The following is a 20,659-nucleotide window of genomic DNA, read 5'->3' as shown; positions in this document are numbered from 1 at the left end:
GGACAACCCGCTCCCTCGTTCCGGTGAACCGCCGCCCGGTCCCGCTCTCACCCCTCCCCCGCCGCGATCACGTACTGCGCCCGCACCTCCCGGTACCGCGCCAGCTCCGCCCCCACCGGCGCCAGCACCCGCGCCCGTCCGCAGCCCACCGCCGCGTCCCGCAGCCGCGCCTCCGCCGCCCGTCCGTACCGCCGGGCGGGCCCCCGCGCCGCCAGCCCGCACGCCCACGCCAACCCCGTCCCGGCCAGCGCGCCGCCCGCCACCAGCGCCGCGGGCAGCCACCACCCCGGCCCGCCGAACAGCCCCGCCACGGCCCCCACCAGCCAGACCGCCCCCACCACCTGGAGCACCAGCAGCACCACCTGGGCCGCCGCCACCGCCGACCACCACGCGGGCCGCGTCAGTCGTTGTCCGCGCCGGGCGGCCGCCACCGCCTCGTCCACCGCCTCCGGCAGTCCCCGACCGCCCCACCCCGCCGCCTCCCGCACCGCCTGGGCCCAGGGCCCGGGGAGCCCGGCCGTGGCCTCGTCGGCGAGCGTGCGCACGGCCTCCTCGACCGCGGGCCGCGCCGTGACCGCCTCCATCGCCGCCGCCTTCGCCCGCGCGCCCGGGACCGCCCGCTCGTCCTCCGCGCTCCGGCGGCCGCTCCGCGCCAGCCGCCCCCACGGCGTCCCGCACGCCTTCCGCGCGTCCCGCAGCCAGGCCCGCTCCGCGGCCTGCCCGGTCGCCGCCGCGCCCGCCGCCTCCGCCAGCCGGTCCTCGAACTCCGCCCGCGCCCGGCCGGTGAACCCGGCCGGCGCCCCGTCCGCCACGTACTGCGGCCGCAGCCGCGCCGTCGTGCCGTCCACGTCGGCCGCGAGCCGTCGCTCCGCCGCGCCGCATTCGGCCGCGAGCCCGCCCAGCATCTCCCGCAGCTCCCCGACGCCCTCCCCGGTGAGCGCGGACAGGGCGAGCACCGCCGCGCCCGGCTCCCCGTGTTCGCCGAGCGCCAGCCCGTCCTCGTCCAGCAGCCGCCGCAGATCGTCCAGCACCTGGTCGGCGGCCTCGCCCGGCAGCCGGTCCACCTGGTTGAGGACCACGAACGTGACCTCCGCATAACCGGCGAGCGGCCGCAGATAGCGCTCGTGCAGCACCGCGTCCGCGTACTTCTCGGGATCCACCACCCACACCACCGCGTCGACCAGCCCCAGCAGCCGGTCCACCCGGTCCCGGTGGCCCGGGGCGGCCGAGTCGTGGTCGGGCAGGTCGAGCAGGACGAGGCCGCGCAGCGCGGGGTCGTACGGATGCGCCGGACGGCGCCGGTCCGCATGGGGGATGCCGAGCCGGTCCAGCAGCCCGTCGGCGTGATCGGTCCAGGCGCAGGAGAGCGGCGCGGCGGTGGTCGGCCGCCGGATCCCGCACTCGGAGAGCGGCGCCCCGGCGAGCGCGTTGAAGAGTGTCGACTTACCGCTTCCGGTGGCTCCGGCGAGGGCGACGACGGTGTGCCCGAGCGGATGCCGTCCGCGCGCGGCGGCCTCGTCCAGGACCCGCCCGGCCCCGGCGAGGGTGCGTCCGTCCAGCCGGGTGCGGGACAGCCCCACGAGCTGGCGCAGCGCGTCCAGGCGCGGCCGCAGGCTGCCTGCGGCGAAGCTGCGGGCGCCGGGCCCGAAGGGCCGCTCGTACGAGGCATACGTCTCGTACGCCTCGTACGCCTTGTAGGGGTCGCGAGAGCCGTAGGAGGCGTAGGACTCGTACGACGGCTCGCCGGGCTCATACGCGTCGCGCGGCCCGTCCGGCGCGTACGCCCCGTACGGCCCCTGCGACCCGACGGACCCGACTGGCCCCGCCGACCCGCCCGCCTCCCGCCGCTCGCTCCCGGCGGCGGTCCGCGGCGCCGGGGCCTCCGCCCCGGACGTCCCGCGGGGAGCGCGGCGGGCGGCCCGGCGCCCGGCGCGCCGGGCGATCAGCCCGTCGTCCCAGGTCTGCCGCGTCCGCACCGCCTCCGCGGAAGCCGCCTCGCCCCCGCCCCCATCCCCGCCGTCCAGACCGGCAGCAGTGGCCGTCACCTCGGTCACCTCTCCTTCTGTAGTAGGGACAGCGCGGCGATCAGCTGGACCTGGTGGTCCGGGGTCACGTCGAGGGCGTCGAGGGGCGCCAGCCGCCGGTCGCGCTCCGTCTCCAGGGCGCGCGCGACGCAGCCGTCGAGCAGCCGCCCGCCGCGGTCGCCCAGCCGCAGCGCGCGGTGCGCGCCCAGCGTCTCGGCGAGCCGTTCACCCGCCTTACGGGCCCGCCGCCCGCCCAGCAGGGAGGCGACCAGCAGGGCGGCGACCTCGTCGGAGACGTCGGCTCCGCCGCCGTCGGGGATCCGGGCGCGGGTCTCCTCCTCGGCCAGTTCCTCGACGCAGCGCTGCCAGCGCCGTACGGCCACGCCGATCCGTTCCCCGGCCTCGTGCGCGTCGGCCGGGGCGAGCCCGGTCCGTGCGGCGGGGTCCCGTTTCCCCGCCTCGGCGACCCGGTCGTCGGCGGCGGCCGCCGCGCTGCGCAGCAGGGTGGCGAGGGATTCGGTGAGCGCCGCGAGAAGCTCCTCGGGGGTGCTGTCGCGCGGCTGGCCGTGCCAGTGGGTGAGCGCGCCGCCCGCGAGCGCCGCGCCCGCGGCGATCTCCCGCCGCACCCGCTCGGCGGCCTCCGCGTACGCCCCCTCGACCCGCTGGATCAGCCGCACCGCCGCGGCGTGCTGGGCGGCCGCCGCACCGGCCAGTGCGGGCATCCGGGCCTGGAGCGAGGCGAGGACACCGGCCGCGGTGCGGGCGGCGGCGACGGTACGGGCCTGCGGGTCCTGGGCGTGCTGGGTGAGCCAGCCGCGCAGCGCGGCGACGGCGGTGGCCGGGAGCAGGCCGCTGCCGCCGCCCGCCGACTCGGGCAGTTCGGGGATGGTGAAGCGGGGGACGTCGCCGAGCCCGGCCCCGTCGAGGAGCGCGGCGTACTGCCGGGAGACCTCGGCGGCGACCTGGTGCGGCACCCGGTCGAGCACCGTGACAAGTGTCACGTCGTATTCCTTGGCGGTCCGCAGCAGATGCCAGGGGACGGCGTCCGCGTAGCGGGTGGCCGTGGTGACCAGCACCCAGATGTCGGCGGCGCAGATCAGCTCGGCGGCGAGGTCGCGGTTGCGGGCGACGAGCGAGTCGATGTCGGGCGCGTCGAGCAGCGCGAGCCCCCGGGCGAGCCCCGGATCGGTCTCGATCCGCAGCGCCGCGGGCCCCTCGCCCTCGCGGGCCCGTTCCTCCTCGTCGTACGGCCCCTCCGCCCGGTCTCCCTGGGCGGGGACCCACACCCTGGTGAGCTGCGGCAGCACCCGCTTCCCGGCGAACCAGGAGTGATCGTCGGGGTGGCACACCAGCACGGGTGTACGGGTCGTCGGCCGCAGCACCCCGGCCTCCGTCACCCGCCGCCCGACCAGGGAATTGACCAGAGTGGACTTCCCGGCTCCGGTCGATCCCCCGATCACCGCCAGGAGAGGCGCTTCGGGGGCGCGCAGCCGGGGCACGAGGTAGTCGTCCAGTTGAGCAAGCAACTCGGCACGGCTGCGGCGAGCGCGGTCGGCGCCGGGAAGGGGGAGCGGAAACCGTGCGGCGTCAACGCGATCGCGCAGTGCGGTCAGCGCGTCGAGCAGCCGGGGCCGTACGTCCAAGATCGCCACATGCGAAGAATGCCCGGTTTTGATGTCTTTTTGAAGCGTATGCTCGTTCGTGCGCGTCAAAGAGACCCACCCGGATCACCTCAGATCGGACACGAGGCAGGCGTGACGGACGGGACTCAGGCATAACGAGTAGACAACACCCGCCGTTTGAGGCGTGAAAAACGATGCGAGTTTCGTACCTGCCTGCGATTATCGGACCGCTTCACCGAACCTCCACAACGTGCCACGGAGGTGAAGCAACCGGGGCGAGGCGCAGGGAGCCCTATCCTTGTCCCCGGCAAGGTCACGGATCCGCCGCGCCCGGCCACCGGCACCACGGCCGCACCGCGGACCCGTCGGCACCCGGGGGCTCAGCAGTTCCAAGGCCCACCACCGGCCCCCGTAGCTCAGTGGATAGAGCAGGCGCCTTCTAAGCGCTTGGCCGCAGGTTCGAGTCCTGCCGGGGGCGCCACCGGCCCACCGACGCGGCTGGGCCGCGCGGCCCAGCCGCGTCGGCCCCGGTCGCCACGCACATCGAGTCGCCGCGCACATCGATGGCCCCGGGCTCGCGCGAACTCCTGACGAAGGTTGACGCACCGCCGGGCATCCCGGAGTTCACACGTCGCCTGCCCGCGAGGGGGTGTCTTGCCGATCAGGCCGGATCAGCGAGCGGCGTCAGGGGGCGCCTCCCAGCGGTGCTGGGGGGAGGCGCGAGGGGGCACCGCCCAGCGGTAGCTGGGGAGCGACGAGCGCGGGACCGCGAGGTGCCGCCCGCCGCGGCAGCGGCTGATGTCACAGCGGCGTCGCGAGCCCGGCATGACCGGCGAGACACCCCCTAGGGCGCGGGAGGTGTGTCGCCCAGGGAGAGCAGCAGCTTGCGCATCAGATCGGACAGCTGCTCCTGTTCGCCCCGGTCCAGGGCGCTGAACAGGCGTTCTCCGTTGAGGACATGACCCTCCACCGCGTTGTCCACCAGGTCGAAGCCCTCCTGGGTGAGTGAAATCACCATGCGGCGGCGGTTGGTGGCGTCGAGCTCGCGGTCGACCAGGCCGCGGCCCACCAGCCGGTCGACCCGATGGGTCAGCGCCGGAGGCTTGATCATCATGGTCGCGGCCAGGGCCTTCGGGGACAGCGCGTACGGCGGGCCACTGCGGCGCAATGTTGCGAGCACATCAAATTCCCAGCGCTCCATGCCCTCGGCCGCGAGATACGTCACCACGCCCTGCTCGACCAGCCGGGTCGCCCGGAAGAGCCGCCCCATCATCGCCATGGACCAAGCGTCCAGGTCAGGGCGGACGTCCGCCCACTGCTGAAGGATGCGGTCGAGCGCGTCCTCCCCCTGCCCCTGCGGCTCGTTCACCTCTTCGGCCTCGCCACTTCTAGGTGAGTTCAACATCGAACTATTTGACATGAACCAAGCCTACTTTCTACGGTCAGTGGCTGACAGACAGCTCTGGGTACGCAACAAGGGGTCATCTCCGGCCACACCCATGAGCACACCAACCCTCGTCCATGCCCATTGCCGGCGCCAGGCCCGGGATGCCTACCGGCAAAGGCTCCGGCAGGGCCATGTCCGGGGTGACCACCGAAGACCTGAACAGACCCGCCTCGTCACAACTGCTTGATCTCATCCGACGGCGTTCGCGCCCACGAAGCCATCGCCGGAAGCCATCAACAGAGACACGGGAAGGTTTTTCATGCCTGTCGGAAACCACACCACCCTGCCTGCGCTCCTTCGAGCACAGGCCACGACACGGCCCGACGACATCGCCGTCGTCGCCGAGGACGCCCACCTCACCTATGGCGACCTCCTCGACCGAAGCGCCCGCTTAGCTCTCCGGCTCCAGAAGTCCGGCGTGCGCCGCGACCACCGCGTGGGGCTCTTCGCCGATCCGTCCCTCGACCTCATCGTCGGCGCCTGGGGCATCCTCAGTGCCGGCGGCGCGTATGTACCGCTCTCCCCGGACTACCCCGAGGAGCGGCTGCGCTTCATCATCGACAACGCCCGTGCGCAGGTCATCGTCTGCCAGCCGCATCTGGCCGACCGGCTGCGCCAACTCGCCCCGACCGACACCGTCGTCCTCACGGTGGACGAGGCCCTGGCCGACCAGCCGACCGGACCCCCGCCACCACTGCCCGACGCCCCGGAGGAGCCGCAGCCCGACGGGCTCGCCTATGTCATCTACACCTCCGGGAGCACCGGCAAGCCCAAGGGGGTGATGGTCGAACACCGCAGCATCGTCGCCCAGCTCGGCTGGCTCCAGGAGTACGGGCACCTGGGCGGCGGCACCGTCATCCTCCAGAAGACCCCGATGAGTTTCGACGCCGCCCAGTGGGAGATCCTCGGCTCGGCGTGCGGCGCCCGCGTGGTGATGGGCACCCCGGGTGTCTACCGCGACCCGGAGGGGCTGATCGACACGATCGACCGCCACCGGGTGACCACCCTCCAGTGCGTCCCGACGCTGCTCCAGGCCCTGGTGGACACCGAGCGGCTGGGCGACTGCACCAGCCTGGTCCGGGTGTTCAGCGGTGGTGAGGCGCTCACCAGAGCGCTGGCCGCCGAGTTCTTCGCGACGCTGCCGACGGCGCGACTGGTGAATCTGTACGGACCCACCGAGTGCACCATCAACTCCTCCGCGTACGAGGTCGCCCCGGCCACCGTGGACGACGAACCCACCGTCATCCCCATCGGCACCCCGGTCAGCCGGACCCGCTACCACGTGCTGGACGAGAACCACCGGCCCGTGCCGCGCGGCGAGACCGGTGAGCTGTACGTCTCGGGTGTCCAGCTCGCCCGCGGCTACCTGCACCGGCCCGAGCTGACCGAGGAGCGCTTCCCGCACCTCGCGCCGGAGCCCGGGCAGGACCCGGTGCGGCTGTACCGGACCGGCGACCTGGTGTCCCAGTCCCCCGACGGCACCGTCCACTTCCTCGGCCGCACCGACAGCCAGGTCAAACTGCGCGGCTACCGCGTCGAGCTGGACGAGGTCGCCCGCACCATCGAGCACCACGCCTGGGTCAAGCGGGCCGCCGTCCTCGTCAAGGACGACGCCCGCACCGGCTCCCAGAACCTCGTCGCCGCGGTGGAGCTGAACCCCAAGGAAGCCGCCCTGATGGACCAGGGCAACCACGGCTCCCACCACCAGTCCAAGTCCAACAAGCTCCAGGTCAAGGCCCAGCTGTCCAACCCCGGGCTGCGTTCGTCCGAGCAGCTCGCCGGGCGGACCCACGTGGACCTGCCGGGCCGCGAGGCGAGCCCGGAGCTGCGCCGGGAGGCGTTCGCCCGCAAGACGTACCGCTTCTACGAGGGCGGGGACACCAGCCGCGCACGCATCCTCAAGCTGCTCGACCACGGTGTCGATCCACTCTCGTCCCGGCCGCTGGGCGAGCTGACCCTGCAGGGGCTGGGCCGGATCCTGCGCTCCTTCGGGCAGTTCCACAGCGAGGAGCGGCTGCTGCCGAAGTACGCGTACGCCTCGCCCGGCGCGCTGTACGCGACCCAGATGTATCTGGAGATCGCGGGCATCGGCGATCTGCCGGACGGCATCCACTACTACAACCCGCTGGACCATCAGCTCACCCTGATCCGCCGCGTGAAGGGCGGCGGCTCCCCGCGGCTGAAGGTCCACTTCGTCGGCAAGCGGCAGGCCATCGAGCCCGTCTACAAGAACAACATCCTCGAGGTCCTGGAGTTCGAGACGGGCCACATGGTCGGCCTGTTCGAGCAGGTGCTGCCCGCCCATGGCCTGGCCATCCATCCGGACGGGTTCCGTCCGGAGCTGCTGCCGCAGTTCGACGTGGCCGAGGACGACCACTACCTGGGCACCTTCGACATCCGGCAGAGCGACGGCCGGAAGCCGGAGGACCCCACCGAGATCTACCTCCAGGTCCACCCCGGGAAGGTCACCGACCTGCCGGGCGGTCAGTACCGCTACCAGGACGGTGACCTGGAGAAGATCTCCGACGAGCTGGTGCAGAAGAAGCACGTGATCGCCATCAACCAGGCGGTCTACGAGCGCTCCAGCTTCGGGATCAGCGCCGTCAGCCGGGCCGCCGAACCGTGGCTGGAGTACATCGCGCTCGGCAAGAAGCTCCACCACCTCCAGGCCAACCAGCTGGGGCTGGGGCTGATGTCCTCCGGCTACAGCTCCAAGAGCGGCAATCCCCTGCCCGCCGCGCGGCGCCTGGACGCCATCCTGACCGAGTGCTCGATCCCGACCGGCGCCTCCTACTTCTTCGTCGGCGGCCGGATCTCGGCCGAGCAGGAGGCGAGCGAGGGCATGGGCGAGGACGTCGTCCACATGAAGGGTCCGACCGAGGTGATCAGGGACGACCTGGCCTCGTATCTGCCGGACTACATGCTGCCCAACAAGGTCGTCGTCCTGGACGCACTGCCGCAGACGGCCAACGGCAAGATCGACGTCAAGACGCTGGCCACCTTCGACGAGCTGTCCCAGGGGCTGGAGAGCCGCGCCTTCGTGGCGCCGGAGACCGACACCGAACAGGCCCTCGCCGAGCTGTGGGCGGCGGCGCTGAAATACGAACCGGTCTCCACCGAGGACAACTTCTTCGAGGCCGGGGGCAATTCGCTCATCGCCGTCACGCTCGTCAACCGTGTCAACAAGCGATTCGGGACCCGGCTTCCGGTACAGGTGCTCTTCGAGGCACCCACGGTCGGGCGGCTCGCCCGCCATATCGACGGCACCGCGAGCGGGGAGATATCCCGGTTCCTGCGGCTGCATTCCGAGGGCGCCAAGTCCCCGGTCTTCTGCTGGCCAGGTCTCGGCGGCTATCCCATGAATCTCCAGCAGCTCGCCTCGGGTGCCGATGTGGACCGGCCGTTCTACGGAATCCAGGCGCACGGCATCAACGACGGCGAGACGCCGTACCCGACGATCCGGGACATGGCCGCGGCGGATGTGGCCGAGATCCGGAAAATCCAGCCGGAAGGCCCGTACACCCTGTGGGGCTATTCCTTCGGAGCCCGGGTCGCCTTCGAAACCGCATGGCAGCTGGAGGACGCGGGGGAACGGGTGGAGAACCTGTTCCTGATCTGCCCCGGAAATCCCAAGGTCCGGGAGACGGAGGGGAAGCAGTACGGGCGTGAGGCGACGTACCGCAATCCGGCCTACCTCACGATCCTCTACTCCGTTTTCACCGGCGGCATCAGCGGGCCCGACCGCGACCGCTGCCTGGAGACGGTCCGGAACGAGGACGAGTTCGTGGCGTTCATCCACGACCTGCTTCCGCAATTGGACGAAGCGCTCATCCGCCGGATCACCCGGATCGTGGAGGCGACCTACGAATTCGAGTACAGCTTCCGCGAACTGGCCGAGCGCGAGCTGAACGCACCGGTGACCATCTTCAAGGCGACGGGCGACGACTACTCGTTCATCGAGGGCAGCTCGGGCTATTCCGCCACGCCTCCGACCACGGTCGAACTGGTCGGGGACCACTACAGCGTACTCAAGGAAAAGGGGGTCGGCGAACTCATTTCGGCCATCCACACCCGCCTCGACAACTGAGCCCCACGGAGGAGGACATGCCTCATCTCACCATCAAGCACTTCCCCCGGGACGTCGGTGACCAGCAGCGGAAGCAGCTGGCCGAGGAGCTGACCGCGCTCGTGGTGCGGCACTTCGAGGTCCCCGAGAGCGCCGTCTCCATCGCACTGGAGCAGGTGGACCAGTCGTCATGGAACGACGCCGTCATCGTTCCGGAAATCATAGAGCGGGAGCACCTCCTCATCAAGGCCCCGAACACCTGAGTCACGTAAGCAAGGAGCGCGAAATGACCGACTGCCTCGGACCGCGTCTCAAAGTCGGCGTGGTCCTTCCCGCGACCAACACCTCCGTCCAGCCGGAAATGGAAGCCATGCGCCCCGAAGGGGTGACCAACCACACCGGGCGCATGCAGACCGAGGACACGTCGCTGACCGGTGGCATCGAGGATCTGGTCAGCAGTTACCGGGAGGCGACCCATCGGGCGATCGGCAGTCTGCTGCCCTGCAAACCCGACTGCTTCGTGATCGCTTTCTCCCCGGAGATCTACTGGGACGGCCCCGGATCCCAGGACGAGGTGGTGGCTTCGATGAAGTCCGCCAGTGGGGGAGTTCCGGTCACGATGAGCCCGGACGCCTTCACCACGGCGCTGTCCCATTACGGCGCCCGGCGGCTCGGCGTCATCACCCCGTACGTTCCGGCCGGTGACGACTCGGTGAGCCGGTTCTTCACCGAATCCGGATATGACGTGGTGTCGATGGCGGGGCTGGGTTGCAGCAGCCCCGAGCGGATCGCCCATGTGCCCGAGCCGGAATTGCGTGAGGCCGTGAAGGCCGTCGACACCCCGGACGTGGAGGCGATCGTGCAGGTGGGCACCAATATGGCCATGATGCGCGTCGCGGCCGGTGCCGAGGAATGGCTCGGCAAGCCGGTCATCTCCAACAACACGGTGCTCTATTGGCGGGCACTGCGGCAGAACGGCATCGCCGACCGCATCAGGGGATTCGGCTCCCTGGCCGCCACGTACTGAGAAATATCCGGCCTGAGATACAGCCGGGCGGGGGCGGGCCGAAACGCCCCCGCCCGGCGCCGACACAAAAAACAGGAGAACTACGTGAGCACTACCGGCAGTGAGAAGACTGCCATGGACCCGCAGCGGGTCATCGAGGACGACCGGCTTCCCCTGGGAAAGCTGCTGGCGCTGACCACGGCCGGATTCCTGGCCATCATGACCGAGACGACGCCCGCGGGCCTGCTCCCACAGATCGGCGACGGCCTCGGCGTCTCCCAAGGGCTGGCGGGACAGCTCGTCACGCTCTACGCGATCGGTTCCGTGGTGGCCGCCATCCCCGTCATCGCCGCCACCCGCAGCATGCGACGCCGTCCGCTGCTGCTCCTCGCGGTGGGCGGGCTGCTGGTGTTCAACACCATCACCGCGCTGTCCACCAGCTACGAACTCACCCTCGCCGCCCGCTTCATCGCCGGTATGGCGGCCGGAGTCGTGTGGGGGCTGCTCGCCGGATACGGCCGGCGGCTGGTCCCCGAACACCTCCAGGGCCGGGCGCTGGCCATCGTCGGGGTGGGCCAGCCGGTCGCGCTGACGCTCGGGGTCCCGCTGGGCACCTGGCTCGGGTCGCTGTTCGACTGGCGGGGCGTGTTCTGGATCATGTCCGGCGTCGCGCTGCTACTGATGCTCTGGATCCGCGCGCTGGTCCCGGACTTCGCCGGGCAGAGCGCCACCGAGCGGCAGCCGATCCGGAAGATCTTCCTCATGCCGGGCATCGGCGCGGTACTGGCCGTGGTGCTCCTGTGGATCCTGGCCCACAACATCCTCTACACCTACATCGCCCCGTTCCTGGAACGGGCCGGTCTCGGTGAGCGCGTCGACCTCGCGCTGCTGGTGTTCGGCGCCTCGGCGATCGTGGGGATCTGGCTCACCGGAATCCTGGTCGACCGCAAGCTGCGCCCGGTCACCCTGCTCAGCCTCGCCGGGTTCGCGCTCGCGTCCCTGGTGCTGGGGGTCGCGGGGACGTCCGTACCGCTGGTGTTCCTCGGCATCGTCGCCTGGGGGGTGACCTTCGGCGGCGCTCCCACGCTGCTCCAGACCGCCAACGCCGACGCGGCCGGGGAGGCGGCCGACGTCGCGCAGTCGATGTTCGTCACCGTCTTCAACCTCGCGGTCGCGGGCGGCGGAGTGTTCGGCGGTCTCCTCCTGGAGTCGGCCGGTGCCGGATCCATCCCCTGGGTGCTGCTCGGGCTGACCCTCCTGGCCACCGCCGTGGTCGCCCTGGCCCATCGGCACGGCTTCAAGCCCGGCCCCCGGGTGACCGACGGCTGAACACCCGGCGGCCTCCTCCTCTACGGATCCTCTACGGATACGGACGCGATACGGACGCGATACGGACGTGGCGGAGGAGGCCGTTTCGCGTGCCGTCAGCGGCGGGAGTGGCCGAAGAGCAGGCGGTAGGCAATGAGCAGGACCAGGGAGCCGCCGATGGCGGCTGCCCAGGTGGCGGGGTCGAAGAACTGGTCGTCGATGGGACGGTCGAGGAACTTGGCGGAGAGCCAGCCGCCGAGGAAGGAGCCGACGACGCCGATGACGGTGGTGCCGACCAGACCGCCCGGGTCACGGCCGGGGAGGAGGAACTTGGCGATGGCTCCGGCGAGAAGCCCGAGGATGATCCAGCTCACGATGCTCATGGTGCGGTTCTGGCCTTTCGGTGTGCGCTGTGCAGGGCTGGGCTGCCCGTTTGGCTTCTTTACCAGGCCGTTGGGGGCAAACCTCACGTCGGAGACGTGAGGGCACCGGGCCGGTCAGGGGGTGTCCGACGCCGCCTCCCCCACCAGTTCCTCCAGGACGTCCGTCATGGTCACGAAGCCGAGGACGGCGCCGTCGTCGCCCGTCACCGCCGCCAGGTGGGTGCCCGCGCCGCGCATCGCGGTCAGCGTGTCGTCCAGCGGGGTGTCGGCCGGAACGCGGGTGACCGTGTGCAGGGCGGTGCGGGGGAAGGGCCGGTCGCGGTCGGTCACGCCGAGGGTGTCCTTGATGTGGAGGTACCCCAGAACGGTGCCGCCGGTGCCGCCCGGCCCGGTGACCGGCAGCCGGGAGAAGCCGGAGGCGGCCGCGGTGCGCTCCAGCACGGCGGGGGTGACCCGGTGGTCGACGGTGACCATCTCGCCGAGCGGGACCAGGATGTCGCCCGCCCGCCGGGTGCCCAGTTCCAGGGCGTCGCGCAGCCGCTCGCTCCCGGAGGCGTCGAGAAGGCCCGCGTCGCTGGAGTCCCGTACCAGCCGGATGAGTTCGGCGTCGGTGTAGACCGATTCGACCTCGTCCTTGGGCTCGACCTTCAGCAGCCGCAGCAGCCCGTTGGCGAAGGCGTTGATGCCGAAGACGACGGGGCGCAGCGCGCGGGTGACGGCCACCAGGGGCGGGCCGAGGAGCAGCGCGGTGCGCTCCGGGGCGGCGAGGGCGATGTTCTTGGGGACCATCTCGCCGATGAGCATGTGCAGATAGGTGGCCGCGGTCAGGGCGAGGACGAAGGCGATCGGGTGCACCAGGGCCTCGGGGACGTGGACGGCGGCGAACACCGGCTCCAGCAGGTGGGCGATGGCCGGTTCGGCGACCGCGCCGAGGACGAGCGAGGAGATGGTGATGCCCAGCTGGGCGGTGGCCAGCAGGGCGGACAGGTGCTCCAGCGCCCACAGCACGGTGCGGGCGCGCTTGCCCCCGTCCCGCGCGTGCGGTTCGATCTGGCTGCGGCGCACGGAGATCAGGGCGAACTCGGCGCCGACGAAGAAGGCGTTGGTGAGCAGGGTGAGGGCGCCGATGGCCAGCTGGAGAAGGGTCATCGGGCGTCCTCCTCCGCCGCGGCGGGGGCCGGGGCGGTGATGCGTATGCGGTCGGCGCGGTGGTGGTCGACCTTGAGCACGGTGAGCTGCCAGCCGTCGGTCTCGATGCCGTCGCCCGCCTCGGGGATGCGCTTCAGGGCGGTGGCCATCAGGCCCGCGACGGTCTCGTACGGGCCCTCGGGCACGGTCAGGTCGATGGCGGACAGCTCGTCCAGCCGTACGGCGCCGTCGGCCTCCCAGATGCCGGGCCCGGCGGGCACCAGGGCGGGGGTCTCGTCGGGGTCGTGTTCGTCGCGTACGTCGCCGACGACCTCCTCGACGATGTCCTCCAGGGTGGCGACGCCGGCGGTGCCGCCGTACTCGTCGATGACGACGGCCATGGTGTGCGCGCCGCGGAGCCGGTCCAGCAGCCGGTCCACCGGGAGGCTGTCGGGGACCAGCAGCGGAGGGGTGGCCAGCTCGGTGACCGGGGTGGTGGCCCGGCGGGCGGCGTCCAGCACGAGGACGTCGCGGATGTGCACGGTGCCGACCACCTCGTCCAGGGTGTCGCGGTAGACGGGGAACCGGGACAGGCCGGTGGCCAGGGTGAGGTTGGCGGCGTCGGCGGCACTCGCGTGCGCCTCCAGCGCTTGCACGTCGACTCGCGGGGTCATCACGTTCTCCGCGGTCAGCTCGCTCAGGTGCAGCGTGCGGACGAACAGCTCGGCCGAATCGGGCTCCAGCGCGCCCTCCGCGGCCGAGTGGCGGGCGAGCGCCACCAGTTCGTCCGGGGTACGGGCCGACGCCAGCTCCTCGGCGGGCTCAAGACCGGCGCGGCGCACCAGGCGGTTCGCGGTGTTGTTGAGGTGGTGGATCAGCGGGGCGAAGGCGGCGGTGAAGCCGCGCTGGGGGCCCGCGACGACCTTTGCCACCGCCAACGGCCGGGAGATCGCCCAGTTCTTGGGCACCAGCTCGCCGATCACCATCAGCACGACGGTCGACACCGCCACGCCCAGCACCGAGGCCACCGACGAGGCGGCCGAGCCCAGCCCCGCGGCCCGCAGCGGTCCGTGCAGCAGGGCGGCCAGCGAGGGCTCGGCGAGCATGCCGATCACCAGCGAGGTCACGGTGATGCCCAACTGGGCGCCGGACAGCTGGAACGTCAGCCTGCGGGCGGCCTTGAGCGCGCTTCCGGCGCCCCGCTCCCCCTCCGCGGCGGCGCGCTCCAGCTCCCCGCGCTCGACCGTGGTCAGGGAGAACTCCGCGGCGACGAACACCGCACACGCCAGGGTCAGCGCCAAGGCCAGCAGGACCAGCAGCACTTCGGTCAGCACGCCGGTCCCCTTCCCATGGGCTCGGCAAACCGCTCAGAGGCGGATACGGGGGCGCATACGGGCGCGTATGCATCGGAAGCGGGGCGAGGGGTACTGGGAGGCTCGTCCATCGCGGTGACCGCGACTCCTTCGTGACTCAAGGGACTGTTGGTAAAAGAACGGTAAAGCACGATCCATGGTTCCCGCCCGGCGGTCCGACACCCCGCTCTGGCAAGGGCCCCGGGGAAGTGCGGGCGACACCCGGCCAGGTGGCCGGATTGATCCACCCATGACATGGGCGTGGGAGTTGCTTTACCCGGTCGGAGCGTTCGGTCCGGCAAGAACAGTGAACGGCGCACAGAGAAGGAGTGAACGCCACGATGGTGTTCAAACGGCTACCTGGCCCATTCGGTGCCGACGGGCCCTCGGCGGACCCGGCACCGGTCGCCGGTCCGGTGCGCACCGGCGGGCCGCTGCGGGGCGAGACACACGAGACCCAGCTCACACCGGCACTGAGCTGCGCCCCTGCGGCCATGGCGATCGAAGTGGCGTTATCGGCCAACCCGGACGACCCGAATGGCGTCTTGGATGCCGACAGACAGGGCGGGGTGTCCGCGGAGGGACGCGACCTCCGCCGTAAAAGCGGAGGTGGAGGCATGGATCCGGCAGGTGGCCTGCCGTCACACGGGGGCCGTCGCGGCGCGGGCCGAGACCCCGAACCGGGTCAGCGGTAATGGAATTGCGCGGGTGGTGTGACGTACTTCATGCTGTCACAGATCTGACATAACAGCGCGTAGCGAGACTCCTACCAATTTAGTACGTACTGTTGTGTGATGGTGGAGCTCATCTCGAAACAAGCGAATCCCGTGGAGCATTAGAGGTCAGTCATGCAGCCCTTCGCCCTGAACCATGCGGTCCCGGCCGACCAATCCCCGGCTGTCATTCCGTACTCGTACAACGCCGCCCTCCAGTTGAATGTGCTCCCCGATGGGCGCCCCGCCATCTCGGACCGGGGGGTGCTTCTGGAATGCGGCACGACGACCTCCACGGCGGGCTCCAAGACGCACTTCGACGACTGACCACCCCACCGACCTCAGACGTCGATGACGGTACTCATCCTGACCTGCCAGGAGGATGTGACAGCGGACCTGGTGGTGGCCGAATTACGCGAGCGAAATGTCCCTCTGCTCCGCTTCGATCCCGCCGACCTTCCCGGGCAGGCAGGGATCTCGACCGAATTCGAGCGCGGTGACTTCACCGGCTATCTGTCGACCGACGGCCGCCTGGTCAGCGTGAACAGCCTCCGGTCCATATGGGTGCGCCGCCCGGGGCAACCGGCGGCGCACGCCCCCGAGCCCTCCGAGTGGCTGACCGCCGAGTGCGGTCAGGCCCTCTACGGAATGTTGTATTCCACCGAGGCGCGCTGGATGAACCACCCCAGCGCCGCCCTGTTGGCACGTTCCAAACCGTGGCAGTTGCGCACCGCCCACCGCAGCGGATTCGCCGTTCCCCCGACGCTCATCACCACCTATCCACGCGCCGCCAAGGAGTTCGCAAGCCAGTTCAAGGACATCGTGGTGAAGACCGTCTCGGGCCCTCCGCCGGTCAATCCCCCAATAGCGCTGCCCACCACCCGTATCGACCCCGAGACGGATTTCTCGGGCGTCGCGGCAGGTGCCACGCTTCTTCAGCGCTACATTCCCAAAACGGCCGATATCCGCCTGACCTGCGTCGGCGGCCGTTTGTTCGCCGCCCGGAAGACAGCAGCTTCCGGGCAGGTGGATGGGAGGTATGGTTTCTATGGCCATCTATGGGACGCGGTGGACGTCCCCCACCGGATCGCCCAGGCCGTCCGGGAATACATGACCCTCGGCGGTCTCGCCTACGGCGCATTCGACTTCGCCGAGGACGAGGACGGCACCTGGTGGTTTCTGGAGTGCAATCAGGGCGGCCAGTTCGGGTTCATCGAGCTGGAGACCGGCCAGCCGATCGCCGCCGCCATCGCCGCCTGGCTCGCCGCGCCCCGGTCGGCTTAAGGGACGGCCAGTACCGCGACGCCGTGCACCCGGTCGTTCGCGAGGTCGTCCAGCGCGGTGTCCGCGTGGGCGAAGGGGTAGCGGGTGACCGTGGCGCGGATGTGGTGGGCGGCGGCCGCGGTGAGGAACTCGCGGCCGTCCTCACGGGTGTTGGCGGTGACGCTGCGCAGGGTGCGTTCGTGGAACAGGTGGCGTTCGTAGCGCAGGACCGGGATGTCGGAGAGGTGGATCCCGGCGACGCTGAGCGTGCCGCCCGCGTCCAGCGCCTCCAGCGCCACCGGCACCAGCTCGCCCGCCGGGGCGAAGAGGATCGCGGCGTCCAGCGGTTCGGGCGGCCGGTCATGGGCGTCACCGGCGGAGGCGGCGCCGAGTTCGAGGGCGAGGGCGCGGGCGGCGGCCGAGCGGGTCAGCACATGGACGACGGCGCCGCGCGCGATGGCGACCTGGGCGGTGAGGTGGGCGGAGCCGCCGAAGCCGTAGATGCCGAGGCGTCCGCCCGCCGGCAGCTCGGCGCGGCGCAGCGCGCGGTAGCCGATGATGCCTGCGCACAGCAGCGGAGCCAGTTCCTCGTCGGCGTATCCGGAGGGCAGCTCATAGGCGTACGCGGCCGGTACGGTGACGTACGGGGCGTAGCCGCCGTCCGCGTCCCAGCCGGTGTAGACGGACGCGGGGCACAGGTTTTCGTGGCCGCGGACGCAGAAGCGGCAGCGGCCGCAGGTGCGGCGCAGCCAGGGCACGCCCACCCGGGCGCCGAGCCCGGGTCCGGCGGCCCGCTCCCCTACCGCGATCACCTCGCCGACGGCCTCGTGCCCGGGGACGACGGGGGTGCGGTGCGGCGGCAGGTCGCCGTCGCGGACGTGGAGATCGGTACGGCAGACCCCGCAGGCCCGGACCCGGACCAGCAGTTCGTCGTCCGCCGGGCGCGGAATCGGCAGCTCCGCCTGGTCGATCCGGCCCGGCGTACGAACCACCCAGGCCCCCATGGTGCCCGGGATGTCAGCATGCGCACCCGTCACACGCCCAACGTAACGCCGTGGCGGGGCGGGATGCAGCGGGTCAGGACGTGCCGGGGCGGTCCATCGCAGTCGCGAGGCTCTTCGGACGCATGTCGGTCCAGTGCTCCTCGACGTAGTCCAGGCACGCCTGGCGGTCGTCCTCGCCGTGCGCGACGGTCCAGCCCTCGGGCACCTCGGCGAAGGAGGGCCACAGGGAGTGCTGCCCCTCGTCGTTGACCAGCACGACGTAACGGCCGTCGGGGTTGTCGAACGGGTTGCTCATGGGCTGTCTCCTCGCTGTCTCAACTGCTGTCCGGCACGCCTCACGATCTTCCGGCCCTGACGGTACCGGCCGGGGACACGCATCGTGAAGCGGTGCCCGCACGACGTAGCCTGAGCCGTATGGCGGAGGGCACTCGACGATCACGGCACGGCGCGTGGCACGGGCAGGGGCCGGTGGTGTGCGTGGTCGCGGTCGGCGGGGCCATCGGCGCGACCGCCCGGTACGGGGCGTCCCTGCTGTGGCCGACCCCGGCGGGCGCCTTTCCCTGGACGACGCTGCTGGTGAACGTGGTGGGCTGCGCGCTCATCGGCGTCCTCCTGGCGCTGATCGGCGAGGTGTGGGCGGCCCACCGGCTGGTGCGGCCCTTCGTCGGCACCGGGGTGCTGGGCGGGTTCACCACCTTCTCGACGTACGCCGTGGACGTCCGGCGCCTCGTCGTGGACGGCCACGCCGCGACCGGGGCGGCCTATCTGGTGGCGACGCTGCTGGCGGCGATGGCGGCGGTATGGGGCGCGGTGGTGGGCACCCGTCGGGTCGTCGGGGCCGTGAACGCGTACGGGAGCACGGGATGAACACGAACGGACTGAGGCTGAGCGTCTTCGTCGGCGAGAACGACACCTGGCACCACAAACCGGTCTTCGCCGAAATCGTGCACCGCGCGCACCGGGCCGGGCTGGCGGGGGCGAGCGTGTTCCGCGGGGTGGAGGGGTTCGGCGCCTCGTCCCTGGTCCACACCTCGCGGCTGCTGTCGCTCAGCGAGGAACTGCCCGTCTGCGTGGTGATCATCGATACGGAGGAGCGGGTGAGGGCCTTCCTGCCCGAGCTGGCGGAGATCACCGGGGACGGTCCGGTGATCCTGGACCCGGTCGAGATCGTGCGGTTCCCGGAGCGTGATCGGTGAACTGGCTCCTGGTGGTGGCCGGCGGGATGGTCGGCGCCCCGTTGCGGTATCTGACCGACCGGATGGTGCAGTCCCGGCATGACTCGGTGTTCCCCTGGGGGACGTTCGTGGTGAACGTGGTGGGCTGCGCGGTGCTGGGGACGCTGACCGGCGCGGTGGCGGCGGGGGCCGCGTCGTCGCAGGTGCAGCTGCTGCTGGGGACGGGTCTGTGCGGCGCGCTGACCACGTACTCGACGTTCTCGTACGAGACGCTGAAGCTGGCCGAGGACGGGGCGCGCGGTTTCGCGATCGCCAACGCGGTGGGCAGCGTGGTGGCGGGGGTGGCGGCCGCCTTCGCGGGCGGAGCGGTGGCCACGGCGCTCTGGGGCTGACCCCAGGCAGGTACGCCGCACAGGTCAGGGCAGCAGGCGGGTGCCGAGGTCGTCCGCGTCGGCCGAGCGCAGATACGCCAGCAGCACCCGGCGCAGCTCGCGCGCGGCCCTCGGCGGGGCGACGTCCTTGCGGTGGGCGACGGCGATGGTGCGCCGCATCGCGTGGCCCGCGAAGGGCGTGACCCGCAGTCCCGAGCGCGCCGCCACCATGCCGGGGAGGACGGCGATGCCGAGGCCCGCCCGTACGAACCCGAGCACCGCGTCCATCTCGCCGCCCTCGACCGTGAAGGACGGCTCGAAGCCTGCCGCCCGGCACGCCGCCGTGGTGAATTCCCGCAGGTCGTAGCCGCGGCGGAACATCACCATCGGCCGGTCGCGAAGGTCCTCGACCCGGATCCGGCGGGCTTTCGTGGGCGGCGGGGCCGCGGGCGAGGAGGCGACCACCAGCTCCTCGCGCAGCAGCTCGGTGGCGGCGAGGGCGGGGGCCTGGCCGGGCAGCGGGGTGATGATCAGGGCGAGGTCCAGCTCACCGGCGGCGAGGGTGCGGACCAGGTCCTGGGAGCCGCCCTCGTCGATGATCAGCTCGATGCCCGGGAACGCGTCGTGGAAGCGGCGCAGCACATCCGGCACGAGGCTGGCGCACAGGCTGGGCGGGGCGCCGAGCCGCACCCGGCCGCGCCGCAGCTGGGCGACCTCCTGCACCTCGCGGCGCGCGGTCTCGGTGTCGGCGAGGATCTGGCGGGCCAGCGGAAGGAGCGCCTCCCCCGCGTCGGTGAGGGCGATGTGGCCGCGCGCGCGGTGGAACAGATCGGCGCCCAGCTCCCGTTCCAGCGCCTTGATCTGCTGGGACAGCGAGGGCTGGGCGACATGGAGCCGTTCGGCGGCGCGGGTGAAGTGGCGGGTGTCCGCGACGGCCGCGAAATAGCGGAGCTGCTGAAGCTGCACCCAGCGATAATAGGCATAGACTATGGAATCCAGCCATAGCATGTCTTGGACTGATCACCGGGGCGCTGCCTAGCGTCACAGACATGGCACTGGCGACACGGACGGACACGGGCCACGAGCGGCGGCCCGGCCAGCAGCGGAAGCCGCCGCGGAGGCCGTCGTTCATCGGCTCCGTGTGGCGGTCGACCATCGGTAAGAAGGCCGTGATGGCCGTCACCGGGCTGATCATGCTGGCCTATCTGGTGGCCCACATGTTCGCCAACCTGAAGATCTTCTTCGGGCCCGGCGACCTCAACGGCTACGCGCACTGGCTGCGCACGCTCGGCGAACCCTTCCTCCCGCACGAGGGGTTCCTGTGGCTGACCCGCGTCGGGCTGCTGGCCTCCGTCGTCCTGCACGGCGTGGCCGCGTACCAGCTCAGCCGCCGCGATCTGGCGGCCCGGCCGCGCGGCTACGCCCATCGGCGGCGGCGGGCGAGCTACGCCACCCGCACGATGCGCTGGGGCGGGGTGATCCTCGGGCTGTTCATCGTCTGGCACATCCTGGACCTGACGACGCTCACGGTGAACGAGCGCGCCGAGCCGGGCCATCCGTACGAGAACGTCGTGGCGACCTTCTCCACCTGGTACGGCAACGCCGTCTACATCGTGGCGATGCTCGCCCTCGGCCTGCACATCCGGCACGGCTTCTGGAGCGCCGCCCAGACCCTCGGGGCGGGCCGGCCGCGCCGCGACCGGGCCCTCAAACTGGCCGCGAACACCCTGGCTACCGTCCTGACCTGCGGCTTCATCGCGGTGCCCATCGGCGTGATGAGTGGAGTGGTGAGCTGAG

The 20,659-nt window shown here is 71.4% G+C and carries 19 protein-coding genes and 1 tRNA gene; 11 read left to right on the top strand and 9 right to left on the bottom strand.

Annotation, left to right across the window (positions count from 1 at the left end; all coding sequences use genetic code 11):
- Positions 1-47: 47 nt before the first annotated feature.
- Together LCH29_RS34490 and LCH29_RS34485 are read right to left on the bottom strand one after the other, a co-directional pair.
- Positions 48-2,045 carry a GTPase gene (locus LCH29_RS34490; RefSeq protein ID WP_446465748.1) on the bottom strand — a complete coding sequence of 666 codons (1,998 nt, stop codon included), beginning with the start codon at positions 2,043-2,045 and terminating at the stop codon, positions 48-50.
- A gap of 5 nt (positions 2,046-2,050) precedes the next feature.
- The gene (locus tag LCH29_RS34485) at positions 2,051-3,667 is read right to left on the bottom strand and encodes a dynamin family protein (RefSeq protein WP_446465747.1); all 1,617 of its coding nucleotides are present in this window, start codon (positions 3,665-3,667) and stop codon (positions 2,051-2,053) included.
- Between the two features lie 384 nt (positions 3,668-4,051).
- Here LCH29_RS34485 and LCH29_RS34480 point away from each other — a divergent pair.
- A tRNA-Arg gene (locus LCH29_RS34480) sits at positions 4,052-4,127 on the top strand.
- A gap of 363 nt (positions 4,128-4,490) precedes the next feature.
- Here LCH29_RS34480 and LCH29_RS34475 read toward each other — a convergent pair.
- On the bottom strand, positions 4,491-5,066 hold the full coding sequence (locus LCH29_RS34475) for a MarR family winged helix-turn-helix transcriptional regulator (RefSeq protein ID WP_446465624.1): 576 nt from the start codon (positions 5,064-5,066) through the stop codon (positions 4,491-4,493).
- 286 nt (positions 5,067-5,352) lie between these two features.
- On the opposite strand from LCH29_RS34475, the gene LCH29_RS34470 reads away from it, so the two are divergent.
- The 4 genes from LCH29_RS34470 (at position 5,353) to LCH29_RS34455 (ending at position 11,494) form a co-directional block, all read left to right on the top strand.
- Positions 5,353-9,180 carry an amino acid adenylation domain-containing protein gene (locus LCH29_RS34470; RefSeq protein ID WP_446465623.1) on the top strand — a complete coding sequence of 1,276 codons (3,828 nt, stop codon included), beginning with the start codon at positions 5,353-5,355 and terminating at the stop codon, positions 9,178-9,180.
- 17 nt (positions 9,181-9,197) lie between these two features.
- Positions 9,198-9,422 (top strand): tautomerase PptA, encoded by a 225-nt coding sequence (pptA, locus tag LCH29_RS34465; protein ID WP_446465622.1) that lies wholly within the window; start codon positions 9,198-9,200, stop codon positions 9,420-9,422.
- 23 nt (positions 9,423-9,445) lie between these two features.
- On the top strand, positions 9,446-10,186 hold the full coding sequence (locus LCH29_RS34460) for a maleate cis-trans isomerase family protein (RefSeq protein ID WP_446465621.1): 741 nt from the start codon (positions 9,446-9,448) through the stop codon (positions 10,184-10,186).
- An 84-nt stretch (positions 10,187-10,270) separates the two neighbouring features.
- Positions 10,271-11,494 carry an MFS transporter gene (locus LCH29_RS34455; RefSeq protein ID WP_446465620.1) on the top strand — a complete coding sequence of 408 codons (1,224 nt, stop codon included), beginning with the start codon at positions 10,271-10,273 and terminating at the stop codon, positions 11,492-11,494.
- A 95-nt stretch (positions 11,495-11,589) separates the two neighbouring features.
- Here LCH29_RS34455 and LCH29_RS34450 read toward each other — a convergent pair whose 3' ends face one another.
- The 3 genes from LCH29_RS34450 to LCH29_RS34440 all read right to left on the bottom strand — a co-directional run bounded on the left by LCH29_RS34450 (position 11,590) and on the right by LCH29_RS34440 (position 14,315).
- On the bottom strand, positions 11,590-11,856 hold the full coding sequence (locus LCH29_RS34450; protein ID WP_446465619.1) for a GlsB/YeaQ/YmgE family stress response membrane protein: 267 nt from the start codon (positions 11,854-11,856) through the stop codon (positions 11,590-11,592).
- Between the two features lie 114 nt (positions 11,857-11,970).
- Positions 11,971-13,005, bottom strand: a complete 1,035-nt coding sequence (locus LCH29_RS34445) for a hemolysin family protein (RefSeq protein ID WP_446465618.1) — start codon at positions 13,003-13,005, stop codon at positions 11,971-11,973.
- Positions 13,002-14,315, bottom strand: a complete 1,314-nt coding sequence (locus LCH29_RS34440) for a hemolysin family protein (protein WP_446465746.1) — start codon at positions 14,313-14,315, stop codon at positions 13,002-13,004. Before LCH29_RS34440 ends, LCH29_RS34445 begins: the two co-directional genes overlap by 4 nt.
- A gap of 869 nt (positions 14,316-15,184) precedes the next feature.
- On the opposite strand from LCH29_RS34440, the gene tgmA reads away from it, so the two are divergent.
- Positions 15,185-15,376: a putative ATP-grasp-modified RiPP gene (gene tgmA, locus LCH29_RS34435; protein ID WP_055552772.1), complete on the top strand. Its 192-nt coding sequence runs from the start codon at positions 15,185-15,187 to the stop codon at positions 15,374-15,376.
- Positions 15,377-15,400: 24 nt separating this feature from the next.
- Positions 15,401-16,333 (top strand): ATP-grasp ribosomal peptide maturase, encoded by a 933-nt coding sequence (tgmB, locus tag LCH29_RS34430; protein ID WP_446465617.1) that lies wholly within the window; start codon positions 15,401-15,403, stop codon positions 16,331-16,333.
- On the opposite strand, the gene LCH29_RS34425 is transcribed toward tgmB, so the two are convergent.
- A complete protein-coding gene (locus tag LCH29_RS34425) occupies positions 16,330-17,316 on the bottom strand; it encodes a zinc-binding alcohol dehydrogenase family protein (protein ID WP_446465745.1) in 987 nt (328 codons plus the stop codon). The two genes, tgmB and LCH29_RS34425, sit on opposite strands and share 4 nt — an antisense overlap.
- Before the next feature lie 73 nt (positions 17,317-17,389).
- Positions 17,390-17,611 (bottom strand): MbtH family protein, encoded by a 222-nt coding sequence (locus LCH29_RS34420; protein WP_446465616.1) that lies wholly within the window; start codon positions 17,609-17,611, stop codon positions 17,390-17,392.
- Between the two features lie 119 nt (positions 17,612-17,730).
- On the opposite strand from LCH29_RS34420, the gene LCH29_RS34415 reads away from it, so the two are divergent.
- Genes LCH29_RS34415 through crcB form a run of 3 tightly spaced genes read left to right on the top strand, consistent with a single transcriptional unit; the run spans position 17,731 to position 18,883 of the window.
- Positions 17,731-18,183 (top strand): fluoride efflux transporter FluC, encoded by a 453-nt coding sequence (locus tag LCH29_RS34415; RefSeq protein ID WP_446465615.1) that lies wholly within the window; start codon positions 17,731-17,733, stop codon positions 18,181-18,183.
- Positions 18,180-18,512: a DUF190 domain-containing protein gene (locus LCH29_RS34410; RefSeq protein WP_446465614.1), complete on the top strand. Its 333-nt coding sequence runs from the start codon at positions 18,180-18,182 to the stop codon at positions 18,510-18,512. The genes LCH29_RS34415 and LCH29_RS34410 overlap by 4 nt, the downstream gene beginning before the upstream one ends.
- Entirely contained in the window at positions 18,509-18,883 is a 375-nt protein-coding gene (crcB, locus tag LCH29_RS34405; RefSeq protein WP_446465613.1) for a fluoride efflux transporter CrcB, read from the top strand. The genes LCH29_RS34410 and crcB overlap by 4 nt, the downstream gene beginning before the upstream one ends.
- Before the next feature lie 24 nt (positions 18,884-18,907).
- Here crcB and LCH29_RS34400 read toward each other — a convergent pair whose 3' ends face one another.
- A complete protein-coding gene (locus tag LCH29_RS34400) occupies positions 18,908-19,828 on the bottom strand; it encodes a LysR family transcriptional regulator (protein WP_446465612.1) in 921 nt (306 codons plus the stop codon).
- 83 nt (positions 19,829-19,911) lie between these two features.
- Between LCH29_RS34400 and LCH29_RS34395 the strand changes: the two genes are divergently transcribed.
- Positions 19,912-20,658 (top strand): succinate dehydrogenase cytochrome b subunit, encoded by a 747-nt coding sequence (locus LCH29_RS34395; RefSeq protein ID WP_446465611.1) that lies wholly within the window; start codon positions 19,912-19,914, stop codon positions 20,656-20,658.
- Position 20,659 lies beyond the last annotated feature (1 nt).

The sequence above is a fragment of the Streptomyces sp. BRA346 genome (genome assembly GCF_052851135.1).
This window is presented reverse-complemented; position numbering and strand designations above follow the sequence as displayed.

Coding starts and splice junctions, on each gene's coding strand:
- LCH29_RS34475 (WP_446465624.1), bottom strand. CDS start 5,066: ATGTCAAATAGTTCGATGTTGAACTCACCTAGAAGTGGCGAGGCCGAA.
- LCH29_RS34470 (WP_446465623.1), top strand. CDS start 5,353: ATGCCTGTCGGAAACCACACCACCCTGCCTGCGCTCCTTCGAGCACAG.
- pptA (WP_446465622.1), top strand. CDS start 9,198: ATGCCTCATCTCACCATCAAGCACTTCCCCCGGGACGTCGGTGACCAG.
- LCH29_RS34460 (WP_446465621.1), top strand. CDS start 9,446: ATGACCGACTGCCTCGGACCGCGTCTCAAAGTCGGCGTGGTCCTTCCC.
- LCH29_RS34450 (WP_446465619.1), bottom strand. CDS start 11,856: ATGAGCATCGTGAGCTGGATCATCCTCGGGCTTCTCGCCGGAGCCATC.
- LCH29_RS34445 (WP_446465618.1), bottom strand. CDS start 13,005: ATGACCCTTCTCCAGCTGGCCATCGGCGCCCTCACCCTGCTCACCAAC.
- tgmA (WP_055552772.1), top strand. CDS start 15,185: ATGCAGCCCTTCGCCCTGAACCATGCGGTCCCGGCCGACCAATCCCCG.
- tgmB (WP_446465617.1), top strand. CDS start 15,401: ATGACGGTACTCATCCTGACCTGCCAGGAGGATGTGACAGCGGACCTG.
- LCH29_RS34425 (WP_446465745.1), bottom strand. CDS start 17,316: ATGGGGGCCTGGGTGGTTCGTACGCCGGGCCGGATCGACCAGGCGGAG.
- LCH29_RS34420 (WP_446465616.1), bottom strand. CDS start 17,611: ATGAGCAACCCGTTCGACAACCCCGACGGCCGTTACGTCGTGCTGGTC.
- LCH29_RS34415 (WP_446465615.1), top strand. CDS start 17,731: ATGGCGGAGGGCACTCGACGATCACGGCACGGCGCGTGGCACGGGCAG.
- LCH29_RS34410 (WP_446465614.1), top strand. CDS start 18,180: ATGAACACGAACGGACTGAGGCTGAGCGTCTTCGTCGGCGAGAACGAC.
- LCH29_RS34395 (WP_446465611.1), top strand. CDS start 19,912: ATGGCACTGGCGACACGGACGGACACGGGCCACGAGCGGCGGCCCGGC.